Source organism: Arthrobacter sp. MMS18-M83, from assembly GCF_026683955.1.
GTDB lineage: Bacteria > Actinomycetota > Actinomycetes > Actinomycetales > Micrococcaceae > Arthrobacter.
The window spans coordinates 3048214-3074054 of sequence record NZ_CP113343.1; the positions used below are offsets into that span (position 1 = coordinate 3048214).

General features: G+C 63.3%; 28 protein-coding genes. 14 read left to right on the forward strand and 14 right to left on the reverse strand.

The window, feature by feature from the left end; genetic code table 11:
• Nucleotides 1–42: 42 nt before the first annotated feature.
• The 5 genes from OW521_RS14455 to OW521_RS14475 form a co-directional block, all read right to left on the reverse strand.
• Entirely contained in the window at nucleotides 43–1398 is a 1356-nt protein-coding gene (locus OW521_RS14455; protein WP_268020323.1) for an ABC transporter substrate-binding protein, read from the reverse strand.
• A gap of 66 nt (nucleotides 1399–1464) precedes the next feature.
• Nucleotides 1465–2616 carry an ABC transporter ATP-binding protein gene (locus OW521_RS14460; protein ID WP_268020324.1) on the reverse strand — a complete coding sequence of 384 codons (1152 nt, stop codon included), beginning with the start codon at nucleotides 2614–2616 and terminating at the stop codon, nucleotides 1465–1467.
• A 159-nt stretch (nucleotides 2617–2775) separates the two neighbouring features.
• On the reverse strand, nucleotides 2776–3666 hold the full coding sequence (locus tag OW521_RS14465; RefSeq protein ID WP_268020325.1) for a MurR/RpiR family transcriptional regulator: 891 nt from the start codon (nucleotides 3664–3666) through the stop codon (nucleotides 2776–2778).
• 100 nt (nucleotides 3667–3766) lie between these two features.
• The gene (locus OW521_RS14470; protein WP_268020326.1) at nucleotides 3767–4240 is read right to left on the reverse strand and encodes a sensor histidine kinase; all 474 of its coding nucleotides are present in this window, start codon (nucleotides 4238–4240) and stop codon (nucleotides 3767–3769) included.
• A gap of 140 nt (nucleotides 4241–4380) precedes the next feature.
• On the reverse strand, nucleotides 4381–5217 hold the full coding sequence (locus OW521_RS14475; RefSeq protein WP_268025886.1) for an alpha/beta fold hydrolase: 837 nt from the start codon (nucleotides 5215–5217) through the stop codon (nucleotides 4381–4383).
• A gap of 164 nt (nucleotides 5218–5381) precedes the next feature.
• On the opposite strand from OW521_RS14475, the gene OW521_RS14480 reads away from it, so the two are divergent.
• The 6 genes from OW521_RS14480 (at nucleotide 5382) to OW521_RS14505 (ending at nucleotide 11891) form a co-directional block, all read left to right on the forward strand.
• Nucleotides 5382–7115, forward strand: a complete 1734-nt coding sequence (locus OW521_RS14480; protein WP_268020327.1) for an ABC transporter ATP-binding protein — start codon at nucleotides 5382–5384, stop codon at nucleotides 7113–7115.
• A complete protein-coding gene (locus OW521_RS14485; RefSeq protein WP_326493960.1) occupies nucleotides 7112–9082 on the forward strand; it encodes an ABC transporter ATP-binding protein in 1971 nt (656 codons plus the stop codon). Before OW521_RS14480 ends, OW521_RS14485 begins: the two co-directional genes overlap by 4 nt.
• Before the next feature lie 172 nt (nucleotides 9083–9254).
• Nucleotides 9255–10088 (forward strand): DUF559 domain-containing protein, encoded by an 834-nt coding sequence (locus OW521_RS14490; protein WP_268020328.1) that lies wholly within the window; start codon nucleotides 9255–9257, stop codon nucleotides 10086–10088.
• A 117-nt stretch (nucleotides 10089–10205) separates the two neighbouring features.
• Nucleotides 10206–10991: a formylglycine-generating enzyme family protein gene (locus OW521_RS14495; RefSeq protein WP_268020330.1), complete on the forward strand. Its 786-nt coding sequence runs from the start codon at nucleotides 10206–10208 to the stop codon at nucleotides 10989–10991.
• A 56-nt stretch (nucleotides 10992–11047) separates the two neighbouring features.
• Nucleotides 11048–11380, forward strand: coding sequence for an ArsR/SmtB family transcription factor (locus tag OW521_RS14500; RefSeq protein WP_268020331.1), 333 nt, complete (start codon nucleotides 11048–11050; stop codon nucleotides 11378–11380).
• Nucleotides 11381–11393: 13 nt separating this feature from the next.
• On the forward strand, nucleotides 11394–11891 hold the full coding sequence (locus OW521_RS14505; RefSeq protein ID WP_268020332.1) for an SRPBCC family protein: 498 nt from the start codon (nucleotides 11394–11396) through the stop codon (nucleotides 11889–11891).
• An 88-nt stretch (nucleotides 11892–11979) separates the two neighbouring features.
• Here the strand turns inward: OW521_RS14505 and OW521_RS14510 are convergent, their stop codons facing one another.
• The 6 genes from OW521_RS14510 to OW521_RS14535 form a co-directional block, all read right to left on the reverse strand.
• Nucleotides 11980–12192 carry a hypothetical protein gene (locus tag OW521_RS14510; RefSeq protein ID WP_268020333.1) on the reverse strand — a complete coding sequence of 71 codons (213 nt, stop codon included), beginning with the start codon at nucleotides 12190–12192 and terminating at the stop codon, nucleotides 11980–11982.
• A gap of 407 nt (nucleotides 12193–12599) precedes the next feature.
• Nucleotides 12600–12806, reverse strand: a complete 207-nt coding sequence (locus tag OW521_RS14515; RefSeq protein WP_268020334.1) for a hypothetical protein — start codon at nucleotides 12804–12806, stop codon at nucleotides 12600–12602.
• 107 nt (nucleotides 12807–12913) lie between these two features.
• Complete coding sequence (locus OW521_RS14520; RefSeq protein WP_268020335.1) at nucleotides 12914–13405, reverse strand: RpiB/LacA/LacB family sugar-phosphate isomerase; 492 nt, start codon at nucleotides 13403–13405, stop codon at nucleotides 12914–12916.
• Nucleotides 13402–15174, reverse strand: a complete 1773-nt coding sequence (locus OW521_RS14525) for a dihydroxyacetone kinase family protein (RefSeq protein ID WP_268020336.1) — start codon at nucleotides 15172–15174, stop codon at nucleotides 13402–13404. Before OW521_RS14525 ends, OW521_RS14520 begins: the two co-directional genes overlap by 4 nt.
• Before the next feature lie 33 nt (nucleotides 15175–15207).
• Complete coding sequence (locus tag OW521_RS14530; protein WP_268020337.1) at nucleotides 15208–15984, reverse strand: SDR family NAD(P)-dependent oxidoreductase; 777 nt, start codon at nucleotides 15982–15984, stop codon at nucleotides 15208–15210.
• A 40-nt stretch (nucleotides 15985–16024) separates the two neighbouring features.
• Nucleotides 16025–16849: a sugar phosphate isomerase/epimerase family protein gene (locus OW521_RS14535; RefSeq protein ID WP_268020338.1), complete on the reverse strand. Its 825-nt coding sequence runs from the start codon at nucleotides 16847–16849 to the stop codon at nucleotides 16025–16027.
• A 193-nt stretch (nucleotides 16850–17042) separates the two neighbouring features.
• Between OW521_RS14535 and OW521_RS14540 the strand changes: the two genes are divergently transcribed.
• From OW521_RS14540 to OW521_RS14560, 5 genes are all read left to right on the forward strand, one after another.
• Entirely contained in the window at nucleotides 17043–18380 is a 1338-nt protein-coding gene (locus OW521_RS14540; RefSeq protein WP_268020339.1) for an MFS transporter, read from the forward strand.
• Nucleotides 18380–19279, forward strand: coding sequence for a transketolase (locus OW521_RS14545; protein ID WP_268020340.1), 900 nt, complete (start codon nucleotides 18380–18382; stop codon nucleotides 19277–19279). Before OW521_RS14540 ends, OW521_RS14545 begins: the two co-directional genes overlap by 1 nt.
• Nucleotides 19276–20283, forward strand: a complete 1008-nt coding sequence (locus OW521_RS14550; protein WP_268020341.1) for a transketolase family protein — start codon at nucleotides 19276–19278, stop codon at nucleotides 20281–20283. The genes OW521_RS14545 and OW521_RS14550 overlap by 4 nt, the downstream gene beginning before the upstream one ends.
• Before the next feature lie 123 nt (nucleotides 20284–20406).
• Nucleotides 20407–21066 carry a GntR family transcriptional regulator gene (locus OW521_RS14555; RefSeq protein WP_268025890.1) on the forward strand — a complete coding sequence of 220 codons (660 nt, stop codon included), beginning with the start codon at nucleotides 20407–20409 and terminating at the stop codon, nucleotides 21064–21066.
• Nucleotides 21067–21179: 113 nt separating this feature from the next.
• Nucleotides 21180–22580, forward strand: a complete 1401-nt coding sequence (locus OW521_RS14560) for an MFS transporter (protein WP_268020342.1) — start codon at nucleotides 21180–21182, stop codon at nucleotides 22578–22580.
• A gap of 121 nt (nucleotides 22581–22701) precedes the next feature.
• On the opposite strand, the gene OW521_RS14565 is transcribed toward OW521_RS14560, so the two are convergent.
• On the reverse strand, nucleotides 22702–23367 hold the full coding sequence (locus OW521_RS14565) for a hypothetical protein (protein ID WP_268020343.1): 666 nt from the start codon (nucleotides 23365–23367) through the stop codon (nucleotides 22702–22704).
• Nucleotides 23368–23436: 69 nt separating this feature from the next.
• Here OW521_RS14565 and OW521_RS14570 point away from each other — a divergent pair, with 69 nt between their 5' ends.
• The 3 genes from OW521_RS14570 (at nucleotide 23437) to OW521_RS14580 (ending at nucleotide 24777) form a co-directional block, all read left to right on the forward strand.
• Nucleotides 23437–23652, forward strand: coding sequence for a hypothetical protein (locus tag OW521_RS14570; protein ID WP_268020344.1), 216 nt, complete (start codon nucleotides 23437–23439; stop codon nucleotides 23650–23652).
• Between the two features lie 144 nt (nucleotides 23653–23796).
• Nucleotides 23797–24294 carry a hypothetical protein gene (locus tag OW521_RS14575; RefSeq protein WP_268020345.1) on the forward strand — a complete coding sequence of 166 codons (498 nt, stop codon included), beginning with the start codon at nucleotides 23797–23799 and terminating at the stop codon, nucleotides 24292–24294.
• 3 nt (nucleotides 24295–24297) lie between these two features.
• On the forward strand, nucleotides 24298–24777 hold the full coding sequence (locus OW521_RS14580; RefSeq protein WP_268020346.1) for a hypothetical protein: 480 nt from the start codon (nucleotides 24298–24300) through the stop codon (nucleotides 24775–24777).
• Between the two features lie 245 nt (nucleotides 24778–25022).
• On the opposite strand, the gene OW521_RS14585 is transcribed toward OW521_RS14580, so the two are convergent.
• Together OW521_RS14585 and OW521_RS14590 are read right to left on the reverse strand one after the other, a co-directional pair.
• Entirely contained in the window at nucleotides 25023–25325 is a 303-nt protein-coding gene (locus OW521_RS14585) for a (4Fe-4S)-binding protein (protein WP_268020347.1), read from the reverse strand.
• A gap of 2 nt (nucleotides 25326–25327) precedes the next feature.
• Nucleotides 25328–25792 (reverse strand): MarR family winged helix-turn-helix transcriptional regulator, encoded by a 465-nt coding sequence (locus OW521_RS14590; RefSeq protein ID WP_268020348.1) that lies wholly within the window; start codon nucleotides 25790–25792, stop codon nucleotides 25328–25330.
• Between the last annotated feature and the right edge of the window lie 49 nt (nucleotides 25793–25841).

The window sequence follows — 25841 nt, forward strand, 5'->3', positions numbered from 1 at the left end:
CTGGTGTCCTTCCGGATGGCCGGGGAAATTTGGGGATGAAAGTTAGCGGGGGATCAAATCCTGGGCGCGCTTCTGGGCGTCGGCCATGGTGGTTTTTGCGTCCTTGCCGTAGTAGACGACGTTCTCAACGGCCTTGCCGAGGATGTCGTCCACCTGCACGTAGCTGTTGCCAGGGTAGGAAACCCACGGCTGGAGCCGGTCAAGCTGGGCGAGGTTCGGGGCCAGGAGGGGGTTCTTCTGGGCCCAGTCGTAGAGGGAGCCACCTGCAGCCGTCAGCGAGGTGCGCAACGGGAGGTAGCCGATCTTGGTGGAAATCTGCTCGTAGGCGTGGTCGCTGGTCATGAACTTGATCAGCTCCCACCCTGCGCGCTGCTTTGCAGGGTCCTGGGAAAGGACGAACAGGGCCGAGCCGGAGTTGGTCGGGACAGCCGGCTTGGATCCGAAGGACGGCATCCCGGCTGCTTTGAGTTGCCAGCCGCCCTTGGTGGCAGCCTGCATGAACGAGCCCTGGAGTGCCGAGGTGGTGAGGATGAACGCGGTGTCGCCCTTCGGGAGGCCTTCGTATTGTGCGTTGCTGTCTGCGTTGCGTAGCACGCCGTCCTTCGTCAGCTGTGCGAGCTTCGTGACGGTGTCCACGGCCGCGTCCGAGCCGAAGCCGATGGTCTTGCGGTCATCGGAGAGGACCTGGGCCCCGCTGGATTTGAAGAGGCCCTGCATGCACCAGTTGCCGCCGATGCTGGTGCACGAAATGTCCAGCGACGGCTTTCCGGTCTTCGAGGAAACCGCCTTCGCGGCCTCCTCGACCTTGTCCCACGTGGAGAGATCCGGGTTGGTGATTCCGGCGTCGGCGAGCTTGGTGGCGTTGTAGAAGAGGACGGGAGTGGAGAAGACGTAGGGAATGCCGTAGGTCTTGCCGTTCCAGTCGGCCAGGTGCTTTGCGTTGGGGTGGAAGGGGTGGGCGCCCCCGAGTGCCTGGTCAACGGCGTCTTTGCCGACGAGATCGCTGATCGGCTGGGCGCCCAGTTGGGTGGCGGCGAAGTCCAGCGAATCGAACGTCAGCTGCGCGACGTCGGGTGCGTGGCCGGCAAGGAGCTGGGTCTGGACGCTGCTGACCGTGTTGGACCCGACGGCGCCGCCACCCTGCGGTGCCTGCGCAGTGACGTGGATGTTCGGGTTGGCCTTTTCGAAGTCGGCTACGAGGCCTTTGACGGTATCGGTCCAGACGCCCGCCTGGGCCAGGTTGTAGCTTTCGAAGGTGATGTTTACTTGCTGATCGGACTTCAGCTCCGGGATCTGGTTGGTCACGGTGCTGGCCTGGGAGGTGCCGGAGCAGGCGGCGAGTGCCAGGGCAGCCGTGCCTGCGGCGATGGTCAATGCAATTGAACGGAGAGGGCGCACAATACTTCCTTGATAGCTGGGTTGGGTGGTGGTGCTGATTCCGGGTTGGGGTCCCGAAGAGGGAGGCTAGACCGATGCCGTGGGCTGGGCCGAGCTAGTAGCGGATGCGTGTTTCGCGTCTGCCTGCCATTCGAGACGGCGGCCGCTTATCCGGTCAAAGAGGTGGAGGTTCTTGGCGTCGGCGCTGAGAACGACGGCGTTGCCCGGCTCCCAGTGGAGGCCCCGCGGCGCGCGGACGGCAACGCGGTTCCCGCCTACTCGGCAGTAAATGACTTGCTCGCTGCCGAGGTTTTCGGTCAGGTCAACGATGCCCCGAAGGGCTGCTCCGGAGCTGGGTGCGGCTGCGGAAGAGCCGGGTGCGTGGATGCTCAAGTGCTCAGGGCGGATGCCCAGCACCACGTCCCGCTGGGGTGTTTCTCCATCCCACAGCACGGCTTCCACCGACGGTGCCATGACGGTGATGGAGCCGTTGCTGGTGGAAAGTTCGGCGTCGATCAGGTTGGTGGCAGGGGAACCTAGGAAGCCTGCGGCGAACACGGAGGCCGGCTTGTCGTAGAGTTCTTCCGGTGTGCCGAGCTGCTCGAGTTCGCCTCCGTTGAGGAGCGCGATCTTGGTCGCCATGGTCATGGCTTCCACTTGGTCGTGCGTGACGTAGATGAACGTGGCCCCGAGGCGCTTGTGCAGTCCGGCCAGCTCCTGGCGGGTTGCGGTGCGGAGCTTGGCGTCCAGGTTGGACAGGGGTTCGTCCATGAGGAAGGCCTTGGGCTCGCGCACCAGGGCACGTGCCACGGCAACGCGTTGACGCTGGCCGCCGGACAATTCCTTGGGCTTGCGGTCCAGTAAGTGACCGATTTCCACCATTTCGGCCACGGCTTCCACGCGCTTCTTGACTTCCTGCTTGTCGGTGCGCCGCACGTGGAGCGGGAAGGCCAGGTTCTTGGCGACGCTAAGGTGCGGGTACAGGGCGTAGCTCTGGAACACCATCGCCAGGTCGCGCTTCTTGGACGGAGCCGTGGTGATGTCCGTTCCGTCCAGCTCAAGAGACCCCGACGTCGGTTCCAACAGGCCCGCGATCATGCGGAGCAGGGTGGTCTTGCCGCAGCCGCTGGGGCCGAGCAGGACCAGGAAATCACCGTCTTCAACGGTGAGCGAAACGTTCTTTACCGCCGACACGTTCTTGAATGAACGTGACAGCTGGTTGAGCACAAGTCGGCCCACGAGCACCTCCGGGGAAACGATGTTTCCTAAATCGAATTATTTAGGAAACGTCTTACCCTTGAAGGGTGAGGCTCGATTATTAACGGTCGGTGCGGAGTTGGTGAACTCGCCGTGCGCGGACAGGAAACAGTTGAAACCGCCCGCGTTTCGTGCCGAACGCTATTCCGGGTCCTCCACCATGTGCAGGACTTCTTCGAACACGGCGGAACGGGCGCGCTCGACCTCGGGGGAGTCCGCGGTCACCGCAGCATGCAAAGCGGACAGCACCAGCATCTGGACGATATTGCCGATGGGCAGTTGGTCGTTCCACGAATGGAACTCCGCGCCGGCGACGAGCGTATGGGTCGACAGGTCGGCGAGCTCGGATTTCGCGTAGCTGGTCACCCCGATCACCGTTGCCTTGCGTTCAGCCGCGATCCGGGCAGAACCAATGGTGAAGGAGTTCATTCCGCTGTCGCTGACGGCGATGCAGACGTCACCCGCGGAGAGGAGTTTGGCGGAGATGTGCTGCGAAACAATGTCGGATGGCGCCTCGCATTGCACGCCAGCGGAAAGGAAGCGCAGGGCGAGCGATTGTGCGGGGGCGAGGGACGCGCCGTTGGCCACCACCAGTAGGCGACCACCCTGGCGAATCGCCTTCACAGCGGCGTCGAAGGCGTCGAAGTCCAAAGACCCTAGAGCCCCGCGGATGTCCTGGGACGCCCGGGAAAAGATCCCCGAGACCAGGTATTCGGAGGATCCGGGTTCACCCGTTGCCCCGGAATCCTCCTGTTGGATGCTGTCCCGTGCCGCGGCGCCAAGGTCTCGCAGCAGGACCTGGCGCAAGTGCTGGAATCCGTCAAAGCCCATGCTCTTGCAGGCCCGCACGATCGTGGCCGGCGACGTCCCGGTCTGGGTGACGAGGTCCGCCACTGACATCCTGGCCACGGTTTCCGGGGAATCGAGGCACAGCTGGGCTACGCGCTGTTCGCTGCGGGCGAGCGACGGGAAAATCGACTTGATGTGAGCGCGGGAACCGCCCAGGGGCGGCTCGGACTTGTACGGGGTCATTGGCCTTTCATACCAGATTCACTTGAATAGCGAACCAGCAGCGCCGGCACCGATGACGACGGCGGGTGCTGCCCGCCGCCGTCGGGCACTGGACCTAACGTCAGTCGAGCGGCAGTGTGACCGTAACGCAAGTACCGTTGCCTGGCTTGGAGGCGATGGAGACCTCGCCGCCCACTTCATTGACGGCGATGGACATGAGGCGGAGTCCGAATCCGTGGTTCCCGCTGGCGGCCGCGGCCTGGCTGTCGAAGCCGGCGCCGTTGTCCGTGACGGTCAGCCGGATCCCGTGATAGACGGCGGCAAGCCGGACGGTGACGTCGTGGGCGTGCGCGTACTTGAACGCGTTGCTGAGGACTTCTTTGGCTGCGTGGTAGAGCAAGGAAGCGGAGCCGGACGAGATTTCGACGCCATGGTGTGGCGTCTCCCAATGGATTTCGGTCCCCTGGCGGCGGAGCGGTGCGGCCAAGCGGTCGATGCAACCCGCGAGCCCCAAAGCGTGGAAGTCAACGGGTTGCTGATCGGTGATCACGCCATTAATGGCGGTGACTTCGTCCAGGGCTGTTGTTGTCTTCATGGCCGGTCCTGCTCCCCTTGCAGCTTTGGTGCTTTCGCCGGCAGGTGGGTTCCGCCTGTGCTTGCATTAAGACTGGACCAGAGGAGTTAAGGTTCCCGCGATATTCAGTTAGTTTCGTCCTAATTTTTTGTCAGGAATCCCTACTTCGCGAGGAAACCGAGCAAGGCCTGGTTGATCTCCGCGCCATGCGTCCACAGCAAGCCGTGCGGCGCGCCGTCGATCTCCAGGTACTCGGCGCTGGGGAGCGCTTCCGCGAACCTCCGGCCGGTGGCGTCGATGGGGAGGATGTTGTCCGCGGTGCCGTGCACGATCAAGGCGGGCACATCGATCTTGGGGATGTCGGCCCTGAAATCGGTAAGCCACGTAGGTTGCGCAGCCACCGAGGCATGGGCGCCTGAATGGGCTGCCAGGTTCCAGCTGGCGGTGACTGCTTCGTGGCTCAGACGGTGCGTTCCGAGGAAAGTGGGAGCGTTGTAGAAGTTGTTGAAGAATTCGGTGAAGAAAGCGTAGCGGTCGGCAATAACTGCTTCGGAAAGTCCGTCGAACACGGACTGCGGGACGCCTCCAGGGTTGTCCTCGGTCTGCAGGAGGAACGGTTCCAGGGATGCAAGGAAAACGGCCTTCGCCACCCGGGCCGAGCCGTAGGTGCTGATGTAGCGGGCCACTTCGCCGGTGCCCATCGAGAAACCCACCAGGACGGCGTCGTCCACGTCGATGGTGCTCAGCAGCGTGTTGAGGTCAGCGGCGAAGGTATCGCAGTCGTAGCCGACGGTCGGCTTGCTGGACTTGCCGAAGCCGCGGCGGTCGTAGGTGATGACGCGGTATCCGGCGTTGAGCAGGGCGGCGGTCTGCTTCTCCCAGGACGAACCATCCAAGGGATAGCCGTGGATCAGGACCACTGCCTGGCCGGTCCCGTGGTCCTCGTAGTAAATCTCGATCTCGGTGCTGTTTTCATTTCCGACGGTGATGTAGGCCATGACTACGGTCCTTTCGTAGCGGATCTTGCCGAGCGTTTCCAGCCTACTGTCCGGGTACGACGGCGGCACGTCTCCTGCCACGCTTCGCCCTGAGGAAAAGCCCTAGTTGCCCCCAGCAACCAGTCGTAGACTGGCTTCGAATCACTACGTGAGTTGGAGACCGGATGCTCTGGAAACTTCTTGTTCAGTACCTGCGGCCACATCGGCGGCTGCTGATCGCCGTCGTCGTTTTCCAGTTGGCGCAATCAATAGCGTCGCTGTACCTGCCCACGCTGAATGCGGACATTATTGACGAAGGCGTGGCCAAGGGGGATACCGGGTACATCCTGGGCACCGGAAGCCTCATGCTGCTCATCACCCTCCTGCAGATCGCCTGTTCGGTGACGGCTGTGTACTTCGGCGCGAAAGCGGCCATGGGATTGGGGCGGGACCTGCGCGGCGCCATTTTCACCAGGGTGGGGGAATTCTCCGAGCAGGAGGTCACCCGCTTCGGCGCGCCGTCCCTCATCACCCGCTCCACCAACGACGTGCAGCAGGTCCAGCAGCTCGTCCTGATGACCTGCACGCTCATGGTCGCGGCGCCCATACTCAGCATCGGTGGCGTGATCATGGCCGTCCGGCAGGATGCCCAGTTGTCTTGGTTGATCGCGGTGAGTGTCCCTGTGCTGCTTGTTGCCGTCGGCCTCATTGTGACGCGGATGGTTCCGCTGTTCCGCAAGATGCAGGTCCGGATCGACACCGTGAACAGGGTGCTCCGCGAACAACTGGCCGGCATCCGCGTGGTGCGTGCGTTCGTGCGTGAGGACATGGAGACAGAACGCTTCGCCTCAGCCAACCAGGACGTCACCGAGATGGCATTGCGGGCCGGGCGGCTGATGGCCCTCATGTTCCCGGTAGTGATGCTGGTGCTCAACGTCTCCAGCGTGGCCGTGATCTGGTTCGGTTCCTTCCGGATCGACGACGGTTCCATGCAGGTAGGCACCCTGATCGCTTTCCTGAGCTACCTCATGCAAATCCTGATGTCCGTCATGATGGCCACATTCATGGCCGTGATGATCCCGCGCGCGGCCGTTTCGGCGGACCGCATCGGACAGGTGCTGGAGACCGAATCGAGCGTGCGGCCTCCCAAGAACCCGGTCACGGAGACCGCCGGGCGCGGCGAGCTGGAATTGCTCGACGTCGGATTCGCCTACCCGGGCGCCGAGCAGCCGGTCCTCAACGGGATTAGTTTCCAGGCCCGTGCGGGCCAGACGACGGCGATCATCGGCAGCACCGGCGCCGGCAAGACCACCCTGGTTAACTTGTTGCCCAGGCTCTTCGACGCGAGCAGCGGCTCGGTGAGGATCGACGGCGTCGACGTCCGCGAGCTGCACCCGGACCTTCTGTGGGGGCACATCGGGCTGGTTCCGCAAAAGCCCTACCTCTTCTCAGGCACAGTGAGGAGCAACCTGCTTTACGGCAAGCCCGACGCCACCGAGGAAGAACTCTGGCGGGCCCTCTCCATTGCCCAGGCGCAGGATTTCGTCGAGGAAATGGAAGGCGGGCTGGATGCTCCGATCTCGCAAGGCGGCACCAACGTTTCCGGTGGCCAGCGCCAGCGCCTCGCCATCGCCCGGGCACTTGTGAAACAGCCCGAGCTCTACATCTTCGACGACTCCTTCTCCTCCCTGGACACCGCCACCGATGCTAGGCTGCGCCAGGCCCTCAAACGCCACACGTCCGGCGCCACCATGGTCATCATTGCGCAGAGGGTGTCCAGCATCGCGGACGCCGAGCAGATTCTAGTGCTCGACGACGGGCGGCTGGTAGGGCGCGGAACCCACGAAGAGTTGCTGGAGAGGTCCGAAACGTACCGCGAGATAGTTTCCTCGCAACTGGCAGCGGAGGAGGCGGCATGAGCAGCGCACCCAGCACGGCCAACCGCCCGCCCCGCCCTCCGATGGGCCCCGGCCGTGGCGGACCCTTCGCCGGCATGAACGTCCCGGCCGAAAAGGCCATGAACTTCCTGCCTTCTGCCAAGCGGCTCCTCGGCACCCTTCGGCCAGAGCGCATGTGGCTGACCCTGGTTCTTGTCCTGGCTGTCGCGAGCGTGACCCTGTCCGTGATCGGCCCTCGACTGCTCGGCGAGGGCACCAACCTGATCTTCGCCGGCGTCGTATCCAAGCAACTTCCCGCAGGGGTCAGCAAGCAACAGCTCATTGACGGCTTGCGCGCTTCCGGCCAGGGCTCCAAAGCTGACATGTTGAAGGGCATGGACCTGACTCCCGGCGTCGGGATCGACTTTGGGGCGTTGTCCTCGATCCTGATGTGGGTGCTGGTCCTCTATGTCCTGGCCTCAGCGTTCGGCTGGATCCAGGCGTACGTGCTCAACGGCGTCGTGCAGCGGACCGTGTACCGGCTGCGCGAGCAGATCGAAGCGAAAATCAACCGCCTTCCGTTGCGTTATTTCGACTCCGTGCAGCGCGGTGAACTCCTCAGCCGTGTGACCAACGACGTCGACAACATCTCGCAAAGCCTCCAGCAGTCCATCAGCCAGGCGGTGACATCCCTGCTCACGGTGGTGGGCGTCATCTTCATGATGTTCCTGCTGTCGCCGATTCTGGCGTTCATCACCCTGGTCACCGTGCCCCTGACGCTCGTGACCACCATGCTGATCGCCAAGCGCTCGCAGAAGCTGTTCGTTGCCCAGTGGAAGAACACCGGCGAGCTGAACGGGCAGATCGAAGAGACCTACACCGGCCATGCGCTCGTGAAGGTGTTCGGCCGGCAGCGGGAGGTGGAACAGCGCTTCCGCGAGAAGAACGCGGAGTTGTTCTCGGCCAGTTTCGGAGCCCAGTTCATCAGCGGCCTGATCATGCCGGCGCTGACCTTCATCGGCAACCTGGTCTATGTGGGGATCGCCGTGGTGGGTGGCTTGCAGGTGGCCTCCGGTGCCATGCAGCTTGGCGATGTCCAGGCCTTCATCCAGTACTCACGGCAGTTCACCCAGCCGCTGGCGCAGCTTGGTTCAATGGCCAATCTGCTCCAGTCCGGCGTGGCATCCGCCGAACGAGTCTTCGCGCTGCTCGACACCGAAGAGCAGAGCCCCGACCCTGAGCCTTCGGCCGTTCCGGAAGTGACGCGAGGGCGCTTGGTGTTCGAGAACATCTCCTTCTCCTACTCGCCGGACAAGCCGCTGATCCAGGATTTGAGCCTGGTGGCCGAGCCCGGGCAGTCCGTGGCGATCGTCGGGCCTACCGGGGCGGGCAAGACCACCCTCGTGAACCTGATGATGCGCTTCTACGAGCTCGACGCGGGGCGGATAACGCTCGACGGCGTGGACGTCGCGTCGATGTCGCGGTACGAGCTGCGCTCGCGGATGGGTATGGTCCTGCAGGACACGTGGCTGTTCGGCGGCACCATCCGGGACAACATCGCCTACGGCCGGCCGGACGCCACCGAAGCGGACATTCTGGAGGCCGCGCAGGCGACCTACGTGGACCGCTTCGTGCACTCGCTCCCGGAAGGGTACGACACAGTGCTCGACGACGAAGGAAGCAACGTTTCTGCAGGTGAGAAGCAGCTGCTCACCATTGCCCGGGCGTTCTTGGCGCGTCCTTCAGTCTTGATTCTGGACGAGGCCACGAGCTCTGTGGATACCCGGACTGAGGTCCTGGTGCAGAAGGCCATGAACGCCCTGCGTTCGGACCGGACGAGCTTTGTCATCGCGCACCGCCTCTCCACGATCCGCGACGCCGACCTCATCCTGGTGATGGAGGCCGGGCAGATCGTGGAGCAAGGAACACATGCGGAGCTGCTGGCTGCTGGTGGCGCCTACTCGAGGCTGTACGAGGCCCAGTTCGCGGCGCCGGTGGCGGAGGTCTAGGGGATCTGTCACGCTGAGCAACTTTTTGGCGTCTTGGGTCAGGGAGAAGCCCGGGAATCCGGGGTCTTGGTGCTAGTCGGCCGCTAAAAATGTGCCAGGCGTGACATTTGGTTGTCCACATAGGGCATGCCGGGGGTGAAACAGACAAGCCGCGGCTCGGCACGATGGCTATATGGATGTTGAAAAGGCGCTCAACCTCTGCGGGGGTGTGGCGCGAAGGCCGGTGCTGGCGCGTCTTGGCATCACCGACGGCCAGCTGAGGAGGGCGGTTCGCAGCGGTGTGGAACAACCGGCGCGGGGCGTCTACGCGCTGGCTTCGGCATCCGTCGCCGATGTGGCCCTGGTCCGGAACCACCAAATACGGACCTGCGCCAGTGCGGCCCAGTTCTACGGGTTGTGGGTCATTGACCAGTCCGGCCCGCTGCACGTGCACCAAAGGCGCAACCGAGGGGCCTGCGACGTCCTACATCACGGTGGTTTGCTGCTCCCCTCGCATCCGCACAGACAAGTGGCTTCCCTGGCAGATGTCCTGATCCACGCATTGCGCTGCCTGCCCTGGCAGGAATCCTTGGTCATGGTGGAGTGTGCAGTGGCCCGGGGTGACATGACAGTGGGTTTCCTGCGGGAGCGGCTGCCGGGAAAGCGCAACGGCAAGGCACGCCAGGTTCTTCGTTGGGTGGATCGCGGGGCTGAATCGATGTTGGAGACGCTGGCCCGGACCTACTTCCGGAGGACCGGAATACACGTCCAGCCACAGTTCTATCTCGACGGCGTGGGCTACATGGACCTGTTGCTGGACGGTTGGCTGTTGGTGGAACTCGACGGCCGCCACCATGCGGATTGGCGGCAGGTAAAGAAAGACCATCGCCGTAACAACTCGTCCGTGGTTCAGGGCTATACGGTGCTCCGTTACTACTACTCGGACGTGGTCTATGGCGCAGAAACCATGGTTGCGGAGGTTCTTGCGGTGCTTGGGCGCGGGAAATTTGCGCGTCCGGCGGCGTAGCTGCGTCACGCCGGGCAACTTTTTGGCGCCTTGGGGCAGGGAGAGGCCCAGAAATCCAGGAGATTGGATGCCAGCCGCGACCAAAAACCTGCCTCGTGTGACACTTCATGGCTCGACATGGTTTTAGGCTTAATCCCCATGGACATCAACCCGCCAGAGCTCCTCAGCCTTCCGGGTGGCCGGATTGAACTCCGCGACGCTCGCAGCGGTTGCACCAACTCGGTGGCCCTCGTGGCCTTCGAAATCGGAAGGACGGCGGTCACGTGGGCAGAATTTGCCGCAACCGCCGGACGTGAGCTGACGGAACATCCACGGACGCCAGCACACGGCGTCACCTGGTTCGATGCCGTCCATTGGTGCAATGCCGCGTCCGAAGCGGAAGGCCTCAGTCCGGCATATGCCCCCACCGGACGAAACGTCGAATGGAACGTCGCGTCCAACGGCTACCGGTTGCCCACCGAGGCGGAATGGGAATACGCCTGCCGCGCAGGTTCAGATGGTCCGCACTACGGTCCGCTCGACGAGGTGGCGTGGACGGCGAAGGACGGGTTGTCCGCGCCCAGCGACATGGCGTTAAAGGCCCCCAACGAGTTCGGCGCCTACGACATGCTGGGCAATGTCTGGGAGTGGTGCTGGGATTACGCCGATCCGGCGAGATACGGAGACTACAGGACATTCCGCGGTGGCGGCTGGGCTGATGAAGCCTGGAACGTGCGTGCGTCAGTGCGGCGCAGCAGTGCGCCCAACGCCGTCCTTGAAGACGTGGGTTTCCGGGTGGCGCGCGGCGCCAGTGGGACACCATTTGCAAAAGCCGCGCAGGGTTGGTCGGACGAGGCCGACCGACACCGGGCCAAAGTACGCGGCCCGATTCCGTTCGGCTGGACTCCGCTGAAGTTCGACTAGTGCGAAGTATCCATGCCTATTGACCCCTCTCCACCGTCGGAATATCCTACAACCAAATGGTTGTAGATCTGCTCCATGAAACCGAACTTGACCGCCTGTTCCAGGCACTTGCCGATGCCACGCGTCGGGACATCGTGCGGCGGGCGACTGTCGGGGAGTATTCAGTGTCCGGCTTGGCGGCTCTCTACGCCATGAGCTTCGCCGCCGTCCAGAAACACGTGGCGGTGCTGGAGCGCGCGTCCCTTGTAACGAAGGAGAAGCGTGGAAGGGAGCAGATCGTGCGGGGCAACCATGATGGCTTGCAGAAAGCCCGCCAGCTGCTCGATGAGTACGAGGCGATCTGGCGGCAGCGCGTCGAGCGGATCGCAGACATCCTCGCCGAAAAATAGGAAGGGTTCCGCAATGACGGTTATCAGTTCCACCAAGAATCCCGAAGCGTTGACCTTAACCCTCGTCGCTGAGTTCGATGCCAGTCCCGAACAGGTCTGGCAAATCTGGGAAGACCCGCGCCAGCTTGAGCGCTGGTGGGGTCCACCCACCTGGCCAGCCACGTTCGAGCAGTTCGAGTTTGAGCCGGGCGGGAAGGCCAGCTATTACATGACCGGTCCCGACGGCGAGAAGGCCGGCGGCTGGTGGCGCATCACGTCCGTCCAAGCTCCGAACAGGCTGGAGTTCGACGACGGTTTTGCCGACGAAAATGGCGCTCCCGTCGAGGACATCGGTGCCGGCCACGCGACCGTGACCCTCGAGGAGATCGGCGACCGCACCCGCATGACCATCCTGTCCACCTTCGAATCAGAAGAACAGATGAAGAAGATGATCGACATGGGAATGGAAGAGGGAATGCAGGAGGCCGCCGGCCAGATCGACGCGCTCCTTTCCGAGCACTCCCGCGCCTGACCCGTCCCTCCGGACCGGGTCGGAACAGCGAACGACGGCGGGAGGTGCCTCCCGCCGTCGTCGTCGCGTTGCGTCCGAAAAGGCGTTGTTACAGGGAGTGTGCGTCGAAGGCCGTGGCCTTGGCTGCGCCGCCGTTCAGGCTGACAGTGAAGGTGTTCGGCCCGCTGCAGGTAACTGCGATGCTTGCCTTGGACGTGTTGTGGCGCACCGAGAAATCGTGAACCAGGGCGTCCAGCGTGTGGTGGGTGGTCGAACGGTCCCAAATTTTGAGGGTTACGGAGTCGGCAGTTTCAAACGTCATTGTTCAGTGCTTCCATTCATGAATCCGGATATTCGGCTATCGCGCCAGTGCGAAGCCGCGGTACGACCTATCCATGAACGCCTGAGACTCTAGGCGGGCTCGGCAAGCTCACCGGTTTGGCCTCATTGCGTCCACCAGGATGGGCAAAAACTTGGCCGGGACATTGCGTCCTGACCCTGCCTTTCCATAGTGCACAATGACGCGTAGACGGCTCAAGCCAAGAAGGCGTTTGTTGCTAGTGAGTCTCATCACAGCTGGGTGCGGCTAGTTCGATGCCAGCCACAAAGTGCCGATGTCCAAACCCGCGACTGCGTCGATAGTGCCTGGGAGCGTCACTTGCTCTGGTCTGCGCGGTAGAAGTACATTTCGCGGGATCCGGAGGGGGCATCCCAGCCTTGCGCGAACATCTAGGTTCCGCCGAATCTAAGCAGGCCTCCCCATGCCAGCGACCCTCCTCTGTGCACGGCCTTCTGGGTGAAGGGTTGGTTCACGTCATACAGCGCCTGCGCCGCGGAGAACTGGCCGTCTGCGTCCCCGTAGAAGAAGTCCAGTCGACGGGTGGCGGCCGCCCCGTCCTCGGGAAGGCCGTACTGGCTTGGATCTGCCGAGTCCACCTCCTCCCAAAGTAGCTAGCAGTTGTTGTCGTTTTGAGCCGCCAGAACGACAACAACTGCTAGCCAGTTGGGACTGGAGACGGCGGCAGAACCCACGGCGGCAGGACTCAGCAGCCCTCGAAATCGGTGAGCACCTTGACCTTGTCGGCTGACGCCGATGCCGGGTCGAAGGCATAGCCGAGCCATTCCCGTGCCAGCCTGCTGGCCAGCTCCACCCCAACCACGCGCTGGCCCATGGTGAGCACCTGGCAGTCGTTGGACAGGATGGAACGCTCCACGGAGAAGGAATCGTGGGCCGTGGTGGCGCGGATCCCGTCTACCTTGTTCGCTGCGATGGCCACGCCGATTCCGGTGCCACAGAACAGGATGGCCCTGTCTGCAAGGCCGTTCCGGATGAGTTCGCCCGCCTTGATCCCGACGTACGGGTAGGGTCTGGTGAAGTCTTCCAAGGAGTCGTTGCGGTTGACGCCGATATCGATGATTTCGCTGATCCGCGGATCGTCCCGCAGATCGGCCATGATTCGGTCTTTATAGTCCACGCCTGCTTCATCGGCGCCCAGGATGAGTCGGAAACCCCTGGTTTGTCCTTCCGCGGTCATGCGACGGCTCCGGCGTGCTTGCCGGCGGCCGCGCCCGCATTGGCCGCGCCTGCAGGCCACACAAGATGCGGGCCCATAACGGTGAAGATCATTGCCAGCGAGGTAGCTCCGGGGTCGGCTGTGCCCACGCTCTTCTCCGCGAGCGGGCGTGCCCGTCCCTTGAGAGGCCTGAGCGAGGCCGTGGCTTGGGCTGCCGAGGTGGCCGCTGCAGCCGCGTCCGCCCAGGCAGCATCCGGAAGGATGCCCTCGGCCACGAGCCTGCAGAACGTTTCCGTGAAGGGGAGCAATGCATCCACCATGGTTTTGTCGCCGATCTCGGCCTTGCCCAGGGTGGTGATCCGCGCAGCGAACGCGGTCACGCCAGCGGCGAGTTCAGCCGGTCCTGGCGTTTTGTCATTGCCGAGCGATTCGCCGAGAGCCCGGAGGCCTGCGCCCCACAGGACGCCCGAGGTTCCGCCGGCTTTATCCGCCCAGGCGTCGCCTGCGGCTCCCAACATGTCGCCGGCCCCGGCCCCACCAGCAAGAGCCGTTGCGGCGGCCGCAGTGGCAGCGTCAATTCCGCGGACCATCCCGCGGCCGTGGTCGCCGTCGCCCGCTACGGCATCCATGTCGCCAAGCTGCGATTCGGCGTCGTGCAGTGCTTCCCGCGCTGCTTCCAGGGCGGCTGCGCAATTCGCGGCATAGTCGCGGGAGTCCTGGGTGGCGGCGAACGCGATAGCTTCCGGGCCGCCGTCGAACGCGTCTTCGGTGAGGGCAAGACCGGTCAGCAGGGCGGTAGTGCCCCGACGGTAGGCCGGCGTTTCCGCGGGAGCCGTCCAGAGCGGCTCAAGTTCCTCGTCCAGCCACGTGATGGTGAGGGAGACGCCGGACATGTCCAGGCTAGTGACCAGTTCGCCGACCTCCGGCATGACCAAGGTGTAGCCGGCCGCGCGCAGCAGCGGAGCGACGGTAAGCCACAGGACGAATAATTCCTCGTGCTTGGTGGAGCCGAGTCCGTTGAGGATCACTGCGATGCGGTTTCCCGCTCCGTGCGGCGTCTCTGCCAGCAGCCGGGCGACGAGTTCCTGCCCGAGTTCCCTGGCGGGCGGGAGTTCGGTGTCGAACAATCCAGGCTCGCCGTGGATGCCCAGGCCGAGTCCCATCTGCTTGTCCTTGAGCGTGAAAAGCGGCGCTTCGGCGCCGGGGAAGGTGCAGCCGTGGAAGGCGCTGCCGATGGTGCGGGTCAGGCTGTTTGCCTTCCGGCCCAAGCGCACGACGTCGGCCAGCCCGGCCCCCGCTTCGGCGGCGGCGCCCATGATCTTGAAGACCGTGAAGTCGCCCGCGATGCCGCGGCGTTTGGCTGACTCCGACGGCGGGGCGCTGGCAATGTCGTCCGTCACCAGCACGTTTTCCACGGCGATGCCTTCCGCAGCCAGGCGCTCGCTCGCCATGCCGAAGTTCAGGACGTCCCCGGCATAGTTGCCGTAGGTGAACACCACTCCGGCGCCGGAATCCGCGGCCCTGGCCACGGAATATGCCTGTTGAGCGGAAGGCGAAGTGAAGATGTTGCCCACGACCGCGCCGTCGGCCAGTCCTGCGCCGATGAGCCCGGCAAACGCCGGGTAGTGCCCGGATCCACCACCGGCCAGCACGGCCACCTTGGGCTGCTGGGGACGGTGGCGGCGCACTGCGCCGCCGGGCACCTGGCGCACCAGGCCGGAGTGGAGGTCGCAGAAACCGGCAAGTGCTTCCTCTGCGAAATCGGCGGGATCGTTGAAGATTCTGGTCATCGTGGGCTCTTTCGGCTACGGATGTGGGGGCTGCTAGTGGATGTGGCTTCCACCGTTGATGTCGATGGTGGTGCCGGTGAGGTACGCGGACTCCTCGGAGGAGAGGAATGTGATGACGGCGGCGACTTCCTCGGTGCTGGCGTTGCGGCCCAAGGGGATGCCGGCGTTGATGGCGGCTTCCTGCTCATCGGTGCTGCCTACGCGGATGTTGGTGTCCACGGCGCCCGGGGTAATGGCGTTCACGGTGACGCCTGTGGCGCCGATTTCGCGTGCCAACGCCTTGGTGAAGCCGAGGACAGCTGCCTTCGCCGCGGAGTAAGGAACCTTGCCGAAGACGCCACCGCCGCGCTGGGCAGAAACGGAAGACATGTTGACGATCCGGCCCCAGCCATTGGCGATCATGTCCGGCAGGAAGGCCTTGGTCACCAAGTAGGTGCCCGTAGCGTTGACATCCATGACCTTGTGCCAGAGTTCCAACGTGGTTTCCAGGAACGGCACCGGCGACGTGATGCCTGCGATGTTGGCCAAGGCTCCGACGGCGGGGAGGGTGCCCGCGCTGATTTCGGCGGCGACTGCCTTGTACGCGGCATTGACGGAGGCCTCGTTGGCGACGTCGATCTCATAGCCGAATGCGGGGACGTTGAACTGGTTGCCGATTTCGGCTGCGACCTTGGCGGACTTCTCGCCGTCGAGGTCCAGGATCACCACGGCCCAGCCGTCATTGGCGTAGCGGCGTGCGGTAGTGATGCCGATGCCCCGGTCCGAGGTGGCTCCGGTGAGGACGGCGGTGCGCTGGATGGTGGTGGTCATGATGCTCCTTGTTTGCTTGAGGGGTGGTTCATTGTGAGAGTCAGATGAGGTCTGTGATGAAGCTGGCGGCCTTGGCGGTGGCCGCAGGGCGTTCGTCGTGCGTGACGTCGCGGGTTTCGAGCTCCAGAGAGAAGTGGCCGCTGTAGCCGGTGGCTGCGAGGGAGCTGAGGCCGGCGGCAAAGTCCGCGTGGCCGCTTCCGATGCTGAGGTTGATGTTGCCCGGAACCGCATCCCTGAGGTGGACATGTCCTATCCGGCCCTGATGGCGTTCGATGTACTCCAGCGGGTCTTCGCCCGCTGCGACGATGTGGCTGAAGTCCATGACAATCCCGACGCCGGAGCCTGCTAGCCGCGCGGCCAACTGTTCGGCGCGCTCAAGGTTCCAGCAGAACCGGAGGAAGTGAAGTGATTCGGTCCAGAGCTCGACGCCGAACTCCGCCGCACGCTGTCCTGCGCCAATGAGCTGGGCTGCGATGGTGTCCAGGTCCTCCTCGAGGCCGCGGACCGGATCATGTCCCAGGGCTCCGCAGGGGAGGACCAGCGCCTTCGCGCCGGTGTTCGCAGTAAGAGTGAGCAGCGCATCTAGGTGCCTTTGGCGGGCGCCGAGCTGACCGGCGTCGAGCACTGCGTTCAGGTCGCCTATATCGCCGTTGACGGAGCGAACCCTCAACCCTGAGGCGGCGACCTCCGCGGTCACGGCGGCAACGGCGTCGGAATCAAGCTCATAGGGAACGTGATCGCAGACGCCCGGCAGCGCGCCGAGGTCGATTTCTTCGAAGCCCAGGCCATTGATAGTGCGCAATGCCGTGGGTAGATCCTGGTGCCGGAAGCTGATGGATGAGCAACCGAGTCGGGAGTTGAACATCTTCGTTTCCTCCAGTTCGTGCCCGAAGGCAGTAGTGATGGGAACCAAAGTACAAGGGTTAACTGTCAACAGTCAACCCTTGAAGTTGACTGTTGACAGAATTAGATGGCGCAGGTCACACTGGCATATCATGTGTTAACAGTCGACAGTGCTGAGCACCTAGCCTCAGTCGCTCTTCGAAAGGGATTCACCAATGAGCAAAGAAGCTCTGACCATGCGCGGGCCGGTCCACGGCACCAAGGACGCCAGGCGCGTCGCCATCGGCTCCGGTGTTGGCGCAGTCATCGAAACCTATGACTTCATCGGCTTCGGCACCGCGGCTGCCCTGTACTTCGGAACGGCATTCTTCCCCACGGGCGATCCCGTGACAGGCACCCTCGCCGCCTTCGCCACCCTCGGCGTCGGCTTTGCTGCCCGTCCCATCGGCGGCATCATCGGCGGACACCTGGGCGACAAGCTGGGGCGCAAGCCCGTCCTCGTAGCCTCCTTGATCCTGATGGGCGTGGCCACGTTCCTGATCGGCCTTCTTCCCACCTACAGCCAGGTAGGACTCTTGGCGCCGGCCTTGCTGGTATTCGTACGCATCGTCCAAGGCCTGGCCTTCGGCGCTGAGTGGGGCGGCGCGATCCTGATGAGCTATGAACACGCACCGTGGAAATCCAAGGGCAAGTTCACGGGCATCGTCCAGGCCGGGTTCCCTGTGGGACTCCTGCTGGCCAACCTGACGTTCCTTGTCAGCGTCCAACTCGGGGGCGAACTCGCGTGGCGCGTTCCCTTCCTCGCCAGCATGGTGTTGGTTGTTGTGGGCTTGATCATCCGCTCCAAGGTGCCGGAATCCCCGGTCTTCGACGAGGTCAAGGACAGCGGCGCAATCGTGAAGTCTCCCATCGTGGAGGTCTTGAAGACCGACTGGCGCAACATCGTCAAGGGCATCGGCCTCCGCATTGCCGAGACCGCGGGCTACGCCGTCTCCATCACGTACATGATTTCTTACCTGAACAGCCAGCATTTGGCAGATAAGACCCAGACCCTGGTCGCCTTGTGCATCGCCTCGGCCATCGGTATCTTCGCAACCCAGGCCTGGGCGCGGCTGACGGACAGGATCGGCCGACGTCCCGTTTACATCTGGTCCTGCGCCTTCGCCGTGCTGTTCGCCATCCCGATGTTCCTGCTGGTCAACACGGGTATGTTCATCTTCATCATTGCCACCATCGCTGTCTCTTACGGTGTCTGCCAGAACTCCCTCGCTGGCGCCCAGGGCCCGTGGTTCCCGGAGCTTTTCCAGGCGAAGACCCGCGCCTCGGGCGCCTCCCTGGCCTACCAGATCTCGGCCATGGTCTCCGGTTTCACGCCCTTCATTACCACGTTGCTTTTCGTCACCATGGGCTGGATGGGTCCGGCTGTGCTCTTCGGCCTGTACGCAGCCATCGGTCTCTGGGCGGCCTTGGCCACCCGCGAAACCTGGGGCAAGCGGGAGCGCCAGTTGGCCGATGAGGCCACCAAAAGCACTCCCCAGTCGGTGAATGTCTAATGACGGTGGCACAGGACCAACGCACGGCAGGACGAATCGGAGAATCCCTCACGGGACGCATCGAACGGGTGGGTGCAGCCGCCAACCGGATCCGGCACCACGCCCTCAACATGGGCGAAGTCCAAGGCCAGGGCTACGTCGGCCAGGCACTCGGAGCAGCGGACATGCTCGCCGCGGTCTATGCGGACCAGCTCCGCTACCGCGCCGATGACCCGGAGTGGGAGGGGCGGGACCGCTTCCTCCTCTCCACCGGCCACTACGCAATCGGCCACTACGCAGCGCTGGCGGAGGCTGGAATCATTCCCGTCGAGGAGCTCGAAAGCTACGGTTCGGACGATTCCAGGCTTCCCATGTCAGGGATGTCGACGTACACGCCGGGCATGGAAATCTCCGGTGGATCCCTCGGCCACGGACTTTCCATAGCGGTGGGAATCGCCCTCGGCCTCCGGCACCGCGGATCGAGCGCGAGGGTGTACAACTTCCTCTCCGACGGCGAGCTGGACGAAGGATCCACGTGGGAGGCCGCCATGGGCGCTCACCACCACCAGCTGGGGAACCTCACTGCCATGGTGGACATCAACGCCTTGCAGGCCGACGGCAAGACGGACACGGTGCTCCGCACCGAACCGGTAACGGAAAAGTGGGAGGCTTTCGGCTGGTACACCCAGCGCGTGGACGGGAACGACGTCGGTGCGTTGCTGGCCGCGTTCGACAACGCCGCCGCCCAGGCCGCCGTCGTCGGACGTCCTTCCGTCATCTTGTGCGACACGAAGGTGGGGCGCGGCGTGCCCCTGCTCGAAGAACGCGAAAAGGCGCATTTCATGCGCATCGAAGAACACGAATGGCAGCTTTGCCGCAAGCAACTGACCGCAGGGTCCAACGGGAAGGCCGGCCGATGAGCACCGTCACCGCTTTGAAAGGCGCAGCCCCCAAGCTGAAGACGTCGGCCATGATCGCGTCCTTCGCGGACCCGGGCCAGAAGACCTCTTCAGCGCCTTTCGGCCACGCGTTGGCGAAAGCCGCCGAGGCTGACCCGCGAATCGTCGGACTTACCGCCGACCTGGGCAAATACACGGACATGCATATCTTCGCGAAGGCGTTCCCGGAGCGTTTCTTCCAGATGGGAATGGCTGAGCAGTTGCTCTTCGGTGCGGCGGCGGGGTTGGCCGAGACCGGCTTGGTGCCATTCGCCTCGACCTATTCCGTGTTCGCCGCGCGCCGGGCCTACGACTTCCTGTGCCTCGACATCGCCGAGCCGAACCTCAACGTGAATATCGTGGGCGGACTCCCGGGGCTGACTACGGGGTACGGCCCCAGCCATCAGGCCACGGAGGACATGGCGATATTCCGCGGCATGCCCAATCTGACCATCGTTGATCCATGCGATTCCGTGGACATCGAGCAGGCAGTGCCGCAGCTGGCAGCCAGCGACGGCCCTACGTACCTGCGCCTCCTTCGCGGGAACGTCCCCACGGTGTTGGACGAGTACGACTACACGTTCGAACTCGGTAACGCGAAGGTGCTGCGCGGCGGCAACGACGTCGTGTTCGTCTCCAGCGGATTGATGACCATGCGCGCGCTGCAGGCAGCGGAGGCGCTGGCCGCGCATAAGGTGGATGTCGCCGTCGTGCACGCTCCCACCATCAAGCCGTTCGACGCCGCCACCGTCTTGGCAGAACTGAACACCGACCGCCTGGCACTCACGCTGGAGAACCACAGCGTGGTGGGCGGTTTGTTTGAAACCGTGGCATCGGCCGTGGTCACAGCTGGATTGGGCAAACGCGTGGTTCCAGTGGCCCTGCCGGATGCGTTCCTCGACGCCGGTGCCCTGCCCACCTTGCATGAGCGGTACGGATTGTCTGTGCAGCGGATCGTGGCGAAGGTCCTGGCAGAACTGGGCTGAGCCCGGCTATTCGTTTGGCAGGAGCGCGGAGCAGGCAGGAGCCGGTTCCGCGCTCCTGCCGTAAGATCAACAGTTAACACACCGACTGTAAACAGTCGACCACTGACATTGAGGACGGACATGATGGCCGGAGCAACAGCACCCCTTCTGGGACTGGAAAAGAAGAGCCTCCGTGAGCAGGCGCTCTCCGCGCTGCGCACCGCCATCACCAGCGGCGAACTGGAACCAGGCCGGCATTTGGTGGAGACCGAGTTGTCGGACATGCTCCAGATCAGCCGCGGGACGCTCCGGGAGGCCCTGCGGCAACTCGAGCAGGAGGGCCTGCTGTCTGCAGGGCCGCGCGGCCGGCTCTCCGTCCGCCACCTCGATGCCAAGGAAATCCGCGATATCTACTCGGTGCGTGCAGCCCTGGAATCCCTCGCCGCGCGCACCCTGTGCGAACTGCCGGACCGCAAACAGGTGATCACTTCGCTGCGCGCCGCGATCGACGCTATGGCCGCCGCAACCAAGGGAAGCCTCGAGGAACGGATCGAGTCCGATCTTGAGTTCCACCGCACCATGTGCCGCCTCACCGGCAACGAGACCCTGCTCCATTCCTGGGAATCGCTGGAGGGATCCATCCGGATGTCCATCATGTTTGCCGGGCTGGAGAAGGGCGTCAAGAACATGAGCGTCGAGCGCCACCACGACATCGTGGCCGCCATAGAGACCGGGGACGCATCCTTGGCCCGCAAGACTATCCTCGAGCACATGGACAGCGCCGCCGCGGTGCTGGTCGCTTAAGGCTCGACGGCGAAAGGCAGCCTCGCGCTCGCAGCGCTTCCGTTGGGGGTCACTGCCAGTACCCCTCAAGACAGAGACTCCCTCGTTTTCTCCCTGGGCTGTTTCCTTAATCCATGACACACCCCGAAACCACTTTGCCGGCTCCGGTTCCTCTGCCGGCCATGGCTGATGCGCCACGGGCACCGCTCACGCTCGTGATTGCGTCGCTTGGGTTTTTCCTGATCACCCTCGACATCCTGATCGTCAATGTCGCGCTTACCAGCATCGGGAGGGAACTCGGGGGCGGAACAGCCGGGCTGCAGTGGGTGATTGACGGCTACACGCTGATGTTCGCCGCGTTGTTGCTGTTCGCAGGGAACCTGTCGGATCGGATCGGCGCGAAAAGGGCGCTGGGCTGGGGTATCGCACTATTCCTGGTGGCATCCGTGGCGTGCGCACTCGCGCCGACGTCTGGGGTTCTCATTGCCGCCCGCTTCCTCCAAGGAGGTGCAGCCTCGATCATGCTGCCGGCGTCGATGGCGCTGATTCGGCAAGCCTTTCCCGATCCCCGCCGTCGCGCATATGCCCTGGGGATCTGGGCAGTGGGAGGGGCAGTCGCGGGAGCCGTTGGTCCGCTTGTCGGCGGCCTCCTCACCACGCTGGACTGGCGGCTCGTGTTCGGCATCAACCTTCCCGTCTGCATCGCGATGCTTGTACTCCTGGCTTCCGTCGCCACGTCACCGCGACGGCCGACTCCGTTCGACTGGGCAGGCCAGGCCGCGGCGATCGTTGCCCTGACCGCGTTGATGTACGGCCTCATCACGGGAGGAACCGAGGGCTTCGGCACTGTGCCCGTCATCGGCAGTCTGGTCCTCGCAGCCATCAGCCTCGCTGCGTTCCTTTTGATCCAGGCGCGCGGCCAGTACCCGATGATGCCTCTCGAGCTGTTTCGCTCCACAGGAATGCGAATCTCCCTCTCGGTGGGATTCGCATTCATGGTTGGCCACTTCGGCACGGTCTTTGTCGTCAGCCTTTTCCTCCAACAACACCTCGGACTGACGCCACTTCAGGCCGGTTTCACCTTCCTTCCTTCCGCGGCATTCAGCATCGTCGGCAACATCGTCAGCGGAACCCTCTCGAATCGGTTCGGGACGCGGGTCCCGGTGGTTGTCGGATTGACGTCCATGGTGGTGGGACTCACCGCGATGCTCCTCACAGCACCGCTGGGATCGCCGCTACTCGTCGGTACCTTCCTGATTTTCACGGGTTCCGGTGGATCGATCGCGATGCCGCAGGTCACCGCCGTCGTCCTCGCGAGCGTACCGAGCGAAAAGGCGGGCACCGCAAGCGCTGTCTTCAACACGTTCCGTCAGGTGGGCGGGGCAGTCGCGATCGCCGTTTTCGGTGCTCTGATTGCCGAACGCACCAACTTCGTCCATGGAATGCAGACCAGCTTCATCATCGCGGCATCCCTACTTCTCCTTACCGCCCTTGCCAGCCTCTTCATCCACTCGCCGGGCGCGGTCAAAGACTAGGCAGCCGTCGCACTTGGGTTCGCCCGTCGGTTAGGCGAGGGTATCCACCGGAGGGCAGAAGCGCGATGGTGTGAGGGCAATAGCTAGAACTGCCAGAAGGCCGCCACGATGAACGCGATTCTCAGCGGGCCGAGGACGCCGGCCACCGTCGATTTGAACGGGTAGCCTTGCCAATTCCAACTAAAAGGGCAACCCCCGCCGCTGCCGTTGCCGCACCAATCGACGCGTATCTGTCGTTGAAGACCACCAGAACGACTACGAGAGCGAGCCCGGCGAGGGTGCCAGTCCACTTAGGAAAGCTTCCCGCTTCAGCCCGCTTGATAGACGCAATGATGGCAATGCCGGCAAGGACGTAAGCCACAGGAACCACGACTCGAGGCATGAAGCCGCTGACAAGAAAAAACACGAAGGCAAAGAAGAAGGCAAAGAAAACGTAGACGAGGGACTCCAAAGCATCCCCAAGCAGACGCCAGCCGCGATTATTAGGAGCGAGCATGAGGGTATTCACGAACACGATGAACAAAGCTAAGGCCAAGGGGAAGAAGTTGATGACCAGTGAGATGATGCCCAGCATCAGTAGCGGAGTTGGAATCGAAAGAATGGTGTGGGACTTGTCTGTCGTCTGCGTGGCTGCAACTGCAAGCCACGCAGCACCCATCCCAACATAAAGAACCCAGAAGAGTGGGAGCGACCTGAAGCTCTCTATCGAGTAAGCCAGCAGGAATGCTGCCAGCGATGATATGACACCGGTTATCCATGGACTACTTAGGTTCATGCCTACCTTCATCCCAGCTTCAGGTCGCTTCCGTTAATTTCACAGTCCCCACCGGGGGGCAAAACCCTTAGTATCAGTTGGGTGACGTGTCTGAGCAACCCCGCCAATCCATACGCGAACGGGCTCACCTGGCAGGTGACCTCCGTGGCCAGTGGAGCGAAAGTCGCCGGGGACTACTGCGCTTCGGGGAACAAGACCGCGGCTCTCCCGGCTGGTGCCTACCGGCTTGAGATGGCCAGCGACATAACCCGCAACTCCTACGGCACGTACAGCTTCCGAGGGGCACTCAATGGGTGAACATGCTGGCATCACTGTCGACGAGGTCAAGATCCGCAGGGTCAACACGGCCGCGTTATTCACCCAGGGATTCCTCTACACTCCAAATGAAGGAAGGAACCACCCTCAGCTGACGACATCGACAACGCCATTGCCGGCATCAGAATGCCCGGGCACCCCGACCAGCGGTTTCACGCGGTCGAGGTGATCAAGGGAACGGCAATCTTCGTCCACCCGATCCTGGCTCCCCGGCATGCCTTGGAGATTGCGCAGATGATCGCCGACGCGATCGCGCCCCTCGGCTTCACCGGAACCATCACCGCATGCGCCGACCGCCCCGGCCCCAGACCCCGCACGAATCGGTACGCCTACTGTGCCGCGATCTGCTCGGTCGACGCGGCCATGGACAACAACGAGACCCCCCTCGCTTTCCGGTCCGTGAAGAAGAACCTGGACCGGTGGGCCGTGGACAGCCCAGCATTCAAGAAAATCGTGGACCGGATCACAGGTTGGGCCGCGGCCAACGCGACCGGCCCGATCCTCGCCGGCATCCACTTCACAATGACCCAATGCGAACCGCACCAGATCGCAGGCCTGCTGACGCGCCTGTGCGAAGACATCGGATGGGCCCACCTGCTGTTCCCCACAGCCAACGGAGACTAGTACGTGAGGTTCACCGGCGAGGGATGGATGCTCGCCGGCACCGAGATCAAGAAGGGCAACGACGACGAAGGGGAGGCCGTCATGAGGCTCCTCGCGGACTTGGCACCGCTCTACGACTATGCCCAGATGACCCGGATTACCTTCGGGCTCGTCTCCACCGGGAGCGTGATGACCCAAGTTGCGCGCCCCGGGCATTCAGACATCTCCAACCCCCACGACCTCGATTTGGGCGCCGACCACGGATTCGTGAGGAGTTCCCTTCCCGGAATCTTCGCCGTGCAGGTCCTCGGACCCGGCCACCCGGACCTGCAGCCGGCGGACCGCTGGCGCGTCACTCCCCTCGACGCAGGCCGAAAAATGGTCGCCGTCGACAACCTCAGCGATTGGTGGGCAGACCCGCGTCAAACTCCTCCAGAAGATCTATACCTTCGACGGGAAGCCAACAAGGCTCTCCTGTCCAAATGGACTCCCCGAATGGCCTAGTGGAGCTACTGCCAGCCTGAGCTCCTCGTACCGCGGAAGAGGCAGCGCGCGTTGGCATGGATGCCTTCGATATCGTCCCTGGTGCAGTTGCTTCGCCCGGCTCGGGAGACCTAACTGGACTCTTGAGCAAGTCCATAAAGAAATATGAGTCAATATAAAAGACTCTTTGTATTGACTCATATTCTTCAATAGATCGCCGAGATCGGAAGAACACACAGACGTCGTGGTCGGTCGCGATCGTACGACTATGTGGCGGAGGTGTCGCCTTCCCCAGGTGGTGTCCGCATCCGGCCGTCGGCGGCGTGGTAGCCCAGCGCGTAGCTGGGGCACCGGTCGATCACCTCGACCAGTTCGTCAACGCTGGCACGGCTGGTATCGATCCACGGCCGTACGTCACGGTTGAACACTTGTGGAAGCCCTCGGATGCATTCGGCCGCGTGTCGGCAACGAGCAGGTTCCCAGGTCACGACGATGCCGGGGGCGCGATACTGGCGGATCGCAATAGACTCGCGTTGAGGCGGTTGATCGCCCTGATTCATCTCGTTCATGTTCACTCCCTTGTTCCGACCTCGGAATCGAGGCCAAGATGTCGGCGCAGGACGATTGCGATGTCCTCGACCTGTTTGATCTGCTCAGGGGAAAGTGCGTCGATGAACATCTCCTTCACGGCGCGCAGGTGCGGGACCGATCCGGCACGGAATAGCTCCAGCCCCGGATCGGTGGCCATCACATCGACCCCGTGCACGGCGTCTGCGCAGGGGATCCGACGGATGAGCTGCCGCTTCTCCATGCGGCCGAGGTGATGCGACAGGCGGCTGCGTTCCCAGCCGATCATGGCAGCGAGCTCCGATGACCGTATCGTGTGCTGGTCCGCCTCGCTGAGGGCGAGCAGCACCTGGTAGTCACCTGACGACAAAGACGACTCGTTCTGGAGGCGACCCGTGAGGCGGGTGCGTAGCGCCTCGGCCGTCTCGATGTAGTCCCGCCAGATCCGCAACTGCACGCGAGTCGGCATCGTGCGGTGCTTCGTGTAGACCATCTCGCCTCCGGGAATTGATACGTCA